A 7,396-nucleotide genomic window follows, 5' to 3' on the forward strand; every position below is an offset into this window, starting at 1 on the left:
GTTAATGGGGGGATTACCATGCCCTGTCCCGGTTGGTTTGGGACATGCTGAGCTGGCAGGGAGGGGGTTCAACGGGCAAAGAAAAACCCCGCCGGAGCGGGGCTTGGTTTTCTTACTGTGGTGGCTACCCACAATCAGTAATCAATCCTCAGTTTCTTTACGCCGCACTTCGTCAATCTGCCTCAAGAGCGGATCAAACGTTCTCGCCATGTAGTTGTAGGACGGGTGTTCATCACTTATCACCACCTCCCGACCATCAGGAGTCTTGACCAGGAAATCCGGCTCTGACCCATACAGTTCGACCGTTGACCACCCAAGACTTCTAGAGTCAACAACGGCCCTATCTGCAGAAATCTGGTTTCTTGCTTTATCGCCTGAGTCATCCACTACGATGACAGGTGGCTCGCTGCCATTGATATCGCTGACGACAGCTTCAAACGCCCTGACTTTTCTAAGCTCTTTTCCCATCCCTACATTTCCTTTTCGAGGCGGGGCATGGTGCCACCGAAACCTGCCGCCGAGAAGAAGCGGAAGGCCAAGAAGCCCAAGCCCTAAACGACAAACCCCACCGATTGGCGGGGTTTGTCTACGCCGTGCCAATGGCAGTGGAAATCGCGCTAGAAGTCGTCATCGAAATCCGGGGTTTGCCAAATCGTTTTTGCGAGAAAAACGCCCACAACCCTTGTGACATTCGGAAGGGGCATCAACATGCTCTTCGCAGCAGCGAAGGAGGCCCCCATCGTGATCACGTCATCGACAACCACGATAGTGGACGCCACTGGCGGTGGGATCAGCGAGTGATCCACCGCGAGTGTCTTGCACAGATCGGTAGGACTCATTCGACCGGCTCCCTCGTGCTGCGCGGCCCGATCTTTTACCTGCTTAAGCAATGGCCTGACATCAACGCCCTGAATTCCCGCGCGCATGTGCTGTAAGACCCTATGCATTCGATCATCGTACTCAGGGTGCCCGAGCGGCTTGGAGCCCGGCATCGGAACAAATGTGTACCCTGCCTGGGTATTTTCAAGCGTCAATAACTTTCGGAGGGTAGCCCCCCAATACGTCACTGCCTTTTCTTTGTAGTACAGCTCACCCTGCTTTGCCGTGGGCTTCTTCTTCAGATTCAAAATCTGCCGATTCGTATCACTAGCTTCGAATCCGCCGCCACTGGTGTAGTCGCCGTAATACAGACATTGGTCGTTCGGGTCGAGCCAGGCATAGTGACGCGGTTCAATCTTCTGTAGGCGCATGCTTACCCAGAGCTTCCATGATCTCGGTGATATTCCTGACCCGAATCGCACCCTGCTCCTCATACTTTCGAGGCCAGCTGAGACTCGGATTCCTGAAGCAGCTATCGAGGATAAAAAGCTTCCGCCCTTGTGCAAGCGCTGCCCGTGCCTGCACCAGTGTGCCCGAAGTGTTCCCCGCCTCAACAATGACAGTCGCCTCTGTGAGGGCTGACATCGTTACGTTTCTCGCGGGGAAGAACAAGCTATTGGCTTTGTAGTGCTGCTGCTTGTAGCGCAAGAACGGAACCTGGGAAATGACCAGGTGTTCCTTTGCCAATTTCTCCTGCAGATCAGCATTCTCACGCGGGTAGTAATCGAACAGCGGAGTACCGATGACTGCAATGGTTCTACCACCAGCCTCCAGTGCCCCGCGATGCGCGGCCGAGTCAATACCTCGCGCGAGACCCGACACAACTGTGAACCCGCGCCTTACCAGCGCATGAGCAATACGCGTGGCATTTGCGGCGCCCTCCGGAGTTGGATTGCGAGTGCCTACGACGGCCACGCCACGCGTATCGACCAACTCCCAATTACCGCGATAGTAGAGAAGCTCTATCGGGTGATCTGCCTCTCGCAACTTTGCGGGGTACTCACCGGCGCCATGGACGCGAACGCCGACCGACTTCAGGCGCTCCTGCCCTACCTCTTCAAGCAATCTCTTCCAAGTGTCTCGAACCGTCGCCGCAGGCACCAGCTCAGAGGGCACGCGGTTGGGATTGTCGGCAAATAGCTGTGCGACGCCCTTGAACCAAGCCCCCTGCTGCAGCCACAGCGATTCATACGCCGCCATCTCGCGACGGAGCTCTATGGGTGGCGCAGCAAACAACGACTGATCGAAAACGGAACTCATAGCGAGTTGGGGCGTGGACTCAACAAACATAAAGGCCTCGCTTGAACATCCTGTCTGCAAGGAATCCAGTTCAATACTGGAGGGACTTCACCATGTCGTAGGTGCCCGACAAGCCAAGGCGAGGACCATGACAATGCCGTGGTTCCTTATGGTCGACCATCGCTCCCACAAGAGCAAGTTCCCGCCTGAACTCTAAGATGCCCTCGGCTGGTCCTTAGGGCTGCCCGAAGATCTTCGCAAAAACAGGAAGTTGGCAGATTCTCCCCTCCCCGCCGCCGCATCCGAAGCCCTGTTATCCTGCCGCCATCAGGGATAGGGGGCTACTCGGATGAAAGCCATTGCGGTGCTGTTGGCGCTTTGCGCCATGTTGTTCGTCTCACTCGCCGAAGCTCGCGGAGTGCGAGTCAGGGGGTACACCCGGAAAGATGGCACCTACGTGGCGCCACACTATCGCTCCGCTCCAAATTCGAGCAGGTCGGACAACTATTCGACCCGCGGGAACTACAACCCCTATACCGGCAAGCTGGGAACCGTCGATCCATACGGTATTGGGCGCCTTGGTCGCTCAAGTGCCTACACCGCTCCGGCCTATGTCGCACCGGCCGCTGCGCCAGCTCCGGCCACGTCACTACCGTCATCCAGTTGGCGTAACTACGGCAGCCCGCAATCCAACTACTTGAACCCCGCAGGTATTACGCCCGAAGGATCAAATGCTGCAATCAGAGCATCTGCTGCAATGGCTGAAAGGGAATCAGCACTGATTGCAGTCCAGGAGCTCGGCCAGAGGCTCCGCGCCTCCGATCAGCAATTCGACAGGAAGTTCGCACTGATCGAAGGCCGAGTTAAGGAGATACAGAACACCCTGCCTCCGGCTCAATGGGTGGGTGCAATCTCCGCAGCATGGGCGGGGCTGCCTGCCTATCTGCCGACACCAGTTTTCGCCTTGGCTTCGTCACAGCGGCTGTCCGCCCCCGCCGAATGCCAAGAAGCTGCAGACAAGGCCCGCCAACTTGCGGATGCCGCAAACAACTTGGCGAAGTGCGCATCTTGGGGCGATCTGGGCGACGACTGCGCCCGGCAGGCACGTGACGTCAGGTCTGCAGCCGACGACTACGAAGACGCTGTATCGTCGGCCTCTGGAATTTGCAGCTGAGAGAAGGAACCTGTCATGCCCGACTGGAAGGCCACCAATGGCCAGGACATCCAAGACGCCGAGATCGTCCCCACCACTGTCGGTCAGTACGTCCGGGGCAAGTTCGGGTACTGGGCGCGGCGGTATGTGGGGATGAGAGTAGTCATGGATTGCCGCGGGATCGGATTCGGATTGGCACTCTTGGTGTCGACTGCCCAGGTGGCAGCACAGAACACCAGCACCCCATTCTTCAGTAGCAGGCAAGGGCCAGCGACGACTGCCGATGTGGAGGGCCCGTTGAGGCTATTCGACAACGGGGTGAAGGCGTGCAAGCTGATGCTGCTGACAAACGCGCCGCTTGCCAACAGCTTCGTGAGGTCAAATAGCGGGGGCGTCACCGAAGTATGCGAGTGCACGTCCTTGCTGACCGTATCGCACGCAACCCGGGACGACCTGCAGGAAGTTCTGAGTGGCGGCGGAGACGCGTCAAGGATGATTGACCAACTGAAGAGCAACTTTTTGCTGTGCAACAACATCGGCGGGTAAGGCCATGAACACCACCAAAGATCGCTTTCCGTGGGACAAGCACGAAGTGACTCCTGAAGCCCGTGAGCTTACTAGGCGCATGAGCGCCGAGGCCAACTTGGATCGCCTGGAGCGGGAAAATCCGACTCGCCTACGCCATTACGCCCTGCTTGGCTTGGGTGGATTGGCCCTCGTCGCTTTGCCGCTACTACTCATCTCCTTGATGTTCGACCTCAGCTCATTCCTGAGCCGCCTCTTCTAAAGCAGCAGCGAACTCCTCCACGTCCTCGTCCTTGCTCTCCGCTGCAATTCGTTTCAGCACGTTGAGCTGCGCAGGCAGCGCCCCGACCGGGAGTTCGGTCGTTCTCGCCAGCCAGCGCACAGCGCTCGGATTGGTCATCACCCTGGCGATCACATTCGTACCAGCACCAGCTGCCGCCAGCTTCGCGAATACCGGGATATTGCCCGACAGCAGCGACAGCCCCAGCGACCCCCAATAGCCCGCAGCCACTGCGTTCGGCCCCGTGCCCGATGTGCTACGCAGTATGCCGTCGCTTTCCTTGATGCGCTCGGCGACCTGAGCAATCTTGGTGATGTTCTCGCTCATCTCTGGCCCATACCGGTGGAACAAGGTCTGCTGCGCTTCCGGGCTGAGCTTGTTCCAGTTGGTCAGAAAGCTGGCCGCACTGAACACTTCGCCCGCGGTGTCCTGCCCACTGGGATTGGCCAGCCCCATACGCTTGATGACAGCTGCCGTCACGTCCCGCTGCGCCTCTTTGGGCAGCGATCCCATAACCTGACGAAGCACCGTGGCCCCTTCCTTGGTGCCGGCGATTGCTGCCTGGAATACCTTTTCCGGGCCGCCGTTCTTGTCCACCACGCGCTGCAACAACTCCAGTCGCTCGCGGCTGTCCGCATAGAACTTGTTGGCCTTGCGCACGGCGCGTTCCGCACTCGGACCGGCCTGCCTGGCCAGGTCCTGCATGTCATCCGTCAGGGCGGCGTAAACCTTGCGCAGCTGCGCGGTGGGCTTGTCCGGCGATAGCGTGAACGAGAACGCATCCTCCCCCAGTTTGGTGCGGATGTCCTTGACCGCCTGATAGGGAATGCCCGTGCCACCAGCAGCCTGGGCTGCGGCGATGTCCGCTGCGATGTTATCCGCCAGCGTTTTCAGCTCGGGATTGATCATTGCGCCCGTCGTATTGGATGCACCGGGCGTCGGCGCGGTCAGTCTCTGCAACTCCTGTTGCGTCCTGGCCAGCGCGACCGGCGCATCAGCCGGAACATGCTGATCAACGCGATCGTAGAGCTGCCCGCGAATGCTCCGTACGCGGTCAGTGTACGTATCGACGCCCTGCTCAATAGCGCGGCCAGCCCCCTCGGCGGTCGGATCGTTGGACATGCGACGGGCGAAACCCTCCAGCCCGGAGCCGATCTCTTCGCCCTGCCGCTTTCCAAATCGAGCCATCACGCCGCCCGAAGTCGGGCCTCCAGCCAGCAACGTCTCCACGCCCTGACGCATCCAGCTGCCAGTGCCCTGGCCGATGGAAGGAGTGGAACCGAGCTGGCTGAAATCGTCGATTGCGGCTGAAAGGTTCTGGCGGTTCTTCTCGCCGCCACGAAACCCGCCACGCAATGCCATCGGCACGCCGGCGGTAATCGCGCTGGGGGCCAGCCCTCCCGCAAGAGCGGCCGCCAACTGAGCACCCTGGCCACCCCCAGCCTCACGGGTTGCGCCAGCGGCACCGGAGCCCGTGACAGTGCTTACCGCCTGCAGCGCCGGCTGCGCCGTCAGGAAGTCGCCAACACGGCTGGCCACCGTGGGCGATGCCGCCGCAGATCGGCCGGCATTGATCAGGCCGCCGGCGCCGAGCGTGAGCGCGGTCCCGGTCAACGCCTCGTTGATGTCGTTGTAGACGCGCTCGGTGGAGGTCTGCGGCTTCGGCAGGTTCAGTTTGTCAGCCAGCCAGGCACCGGTATCCCGGTACGATCCGGACTCCTGCACGCCCAGGCTTCGCTCGATGGGATTGGCGATGGCGTAGTTCAGGGCATCGCCACCGAAGGCCCCGATCAGCGAGCCGGCCCCCTGCAGCACGGAGCGACCACCCATCGCCACATCCCGCAGGAACCCCGGCTTCCAGCCATCGCCCATGACCTGATCCTCGGTGCTGGCCACGTTGCCGGCAACGTCAGAAAAATCGGGCGGCAAGGCGTTCACCGCAGGGATGTCAGTGATCGGCCCGCTGCTGCTCGAATCCAACACGAAGCCCGGGGGCAATGGCGGCAAGCCGCCGGCCGGCCGTGCAGGCGGATCGAGGACGAAGCCCGGAGGAAGCGGCGGCGTGGTCATTGTGCGGGCACCCATTGGCCGTTACGGAGTTCGAGGATCTGGCCCGTGGTCGGGTTGGTGGCGCGCTGGACCGGCGCAGCTCCCGGTGTCGGCACGGCTCCAGAGAGCACATCGCCTGCAGCCGGCATCGATGACCGCAGAAGCGATTCAACCAAGTTGGACTGCACACCAATCGGCTGCCGGAAGTTGGGGACCGTTACGCGCGCGCCTTCGACGTCGGAATTGGTGATGGGTCCAGTCGGGTCGTTGATCATGGCTTGGCCGCGCGCAGCGCCCTCGCTATAGGGCGATGAGTCTTGATTCGCCCATTCGGAGATCAGTGGGATATTGCCGAGAATTCTTCCCTGGAAGAATCGCTCCCCCTTGGTCTTCATCAAGTCAGCCACGGCCTGCGGGCCGGTCAGGCCGCGCGCAGGATCCCCCTCCTCCAGAAGTCGGTTCACTTCAGAGCGCGCCACGCCTGTTTGCGCCGCCACCTGATTGAGGACCATTTCACGCTGGATGGAGGTGCCCGCGATCTGCCGGCCATTCATTCCGCCGCCCGCAGCACCGCCGACCGCTCCATTCGCACCGGCGGCCGGCTTCCCGCCCGGATTCCACTGCCCGCGCCGCTGCAGGTCGAACTGCGCCTGGGCGATCCCAAGGCGCTGGCGGGTCGCATCGGCGCTCGCATAGCTGTTGGCGGCGCTGGCGCGCGAGGCGGCGGCGGAGGCATCGTGCTGACGGATACTGGCCAGGCCCTGATCCGTGGTCGTGATCCCGCCGCCGCCGGTAAGGAATACGTTATCCAGCAGATTCTGACCCTCGACCTTGGCAAGCTGCTGAGGGCCGCTGGCCACGCCCATCAGTGCCGCATTGGCGCCATCCCAATCGCCGGCCAGCGCGCGCGAGGCCGCATCGCCGCGGAAGCGCTGCGCCTGCACATCGCCCATGTAGCCGGACAGCTGCTCGGGGTTGTAGCCAGCCGCGAGCACTGTGGCCAGGTCAGCCGGCATGTCCAGCTTCACCAGCGCACCGGCCATATTGTCGAGTGCGGCCGCCTTGCTGCGCTTGACCTTGGCGTCAGCGATCAGCTGCTCCAGTTGCGCCGCCTTGGTCTGTCCGCGCTGATACGCGTCGGTCGTGTTGACGCCACCGCCGAGCAGCTTTCCGAAGTCCTGCCAGCCTGCCATTACGAAGTCCTCCACAGGGACGGATCACTGAACCAGCTGCCAGCCTCGCTACCAAACTGGCCCATCCCGCCCCCGCCC

8 protein-coding genes are annotated in these 7,396 nt (G+C 61.3%); 3 read left to right on the forward strand and 5 right to left on the reverse strand.

Going from position 1 to position 7,396, the window contains the following annotated elements:
• Positions 1-141 precede the first annotated feature (141 nt).
• The 3 genes from ARC78_RS16590 to ARC78_RS07765 all read right to left on the reverse strand — a co-directional run bounded on the left by ARC78_RS16590 (position 142) and on the right by ARC78_RS07765 (position 2,139).
• Positions 142-468: a hypothetical protein gene (locus ARC78_RS16590; RefSeq protein ID WP_145974297.1), complete on the reverse strand. Its 327-nt coding sequence runs from the start codon at positions 466-468 to the stop codon at positions 142-144.
• A gap of 149 nt (positions 469-617) precedes the next feature.
• On the reverse strand, positions 618-1,250 hold the full coding sequence (locus ARC78_RS07760) for a hypothetical protein (protein WP_054658977.1): 633 nt from the start codon (positions 1,248-1,250) through the stop codon (positions 618-620).
• A complete protein-coding gene (locus ARC78_RS07765; RefSeq protein ID WP_054658983.1) occupies positions 1,231-2,139 on the reverse strand; it encodes a DNA-processing protein DprA in 909 nt (302 codons plus the stop codon). The genes ARC78_RS07760 and ARC78_RS07765 overlap by 20 nt, the downstream gene beginning before the upstream one ends.
• A 328-nt stretch (positions 2,140-2,467) precedes the next feature.
• Between ARC78_RS07765 and ARC78_RS16595 the strand changes: the two genes are divergently transcribed.
• Genes ARC78_RS16595 through ARC78_RS16600 form a run of 3 tightly spaced genes read left to right on the forward strand, consistent with a single transcriptional unit; the run spans position 2,468 to position 4,058 of the window.
• Positions 2,468-3,292 (forward strand): hypothetical protein, encoded by an 825-nt coding sequence (locus ARC78_RS16595; protein WP_145974298.1) that lies wholly within the window; start codon positions 2,468-2,470, stop codon positions 3,290-3,292.
• Positions 3,293-3,307: 15 nt separating this feature from the next.
• Entirely contained in the window at positions 3,308-3,817 is a 510-nt protein-coding gene (locus ARC78_RS07775; protein ID WP_054658978.1) for a hypothetical protein, read from the forward strand.
• Between the two features lie 4 nt (positions 3,818-3,821).
• Complete coding sequence (locus tag ARC78_RS16600) at positions 3,822-4,058, forward strand: hypothetical protein (protein ID WP_054658979.1); 237 nt, start codon at positions 3,822-3,824, stop codon at positions 4,056-4,058.
• Here the strand turns inward: ARC78_RS16600 and ARC78_RS07780 are convergent.
• Positions 4,035-6,146 carry a hypothetical protein gene (locus ARC78_RS07780; RefSeq protein WP_057506041.1) on the reverse strand — a complete coding sequence of 704 codons (2,112 nt, stop codon included), beginning with the start codon at positions 6,144-6,146 and terminating at the stop codon, positions 4,035-4,037. The two genes, ARC78_RS16600 and ARC78_RS07780, sit on opposite strands and share 24 nt — an antisense overlap.
• Positions 6,143-7,318: a hypothetical protein gene (locus ARC78_RS07785; RefSeq protein ID WP_054658982.1), complete on the reverse strand. Its 1,176-nt coding sequence runs from the start codon at positions 7,316-7,318 to the stop codon at positions 6,143-6,145. The genes ARC78_RS07780 and ARC78_RS07785 overlap by 4 nt, the downstream gene beginning before the upstream one ends.
• Between the last annotated feature and the right edge of the window lie 78 nt (positions 7,319-7,396).

It is taken from the genome of Stenotrophomonas pictorum JCM 9942 (assembly GCF_001431585.1).
GTDB lineage: Bacteria > Pseudomonadota > Gammaproteobacteria > Xanthomonadales > Xanthomonadaceae > Stenotrophomonas > Stenotrophomonas pictorum.

Bases quoted from the DNA above. Each gene is read 5' to 3' on its own strand.
- ARC78_RS16590 (WP_145974297.1), bottom strand. From the start codon at position 468: ATGGGAAAAGAGCTTAGAAAAGTCAGGGCGTTTGAAGCTGTCGTCAGC.
- ARC78_RS07760 (WP_054658977.1), bottom strand. From the start codon at position 1,250: ATGCGCCTACAGAAGATTGAACCGCGTCACTATGCCTGGCTCGACCCG.
- ARC78_RS07765 (WP_054658983.1), bottom strand. From the start codon at position 2,139: ATGAGTTCCGTTTTCGATCAGTCGTTGTTTGCTGCGCCACCCATAGAG.
- ARC78_RS16595 (WP_145974298.1), top strand. From the start codon at position 2,468: ATGAAAGCCATTGCGGTGCTGTTGGCGCTTTGCGCCATGTTGTTCGTC.
- ARC78_RS07775 (WP_054658978.1), top strand. From the start codon at position 3,308: ATGCCCGACTGGAAGGCCACCAATGGCCAGGACATCCAAGACGCCGAG.
- ARC78_RS16600 (WP_054658979.1), top strand. From the start codon at position 3,822: ATGAACACCACCAAAGATCGCTTTCCGTGGGACAAGCACGAAGTGACT.
- ARC78_RS07780 (WP_057506041.1), bottom strand. From the start codon at position 6,146: ATGACCACGCCGCCGCTTCCTCCGGGCTTCGTCCTCGATCCGCCTGCA.
- ARC78_RS07785 (WP_054658982.1), bottom strand. From the start codon at position 7,318: ATGGCAGGCTGGCAGGACTTCGGAAAGCTGCTCGGCGGTGGCGTCAAC.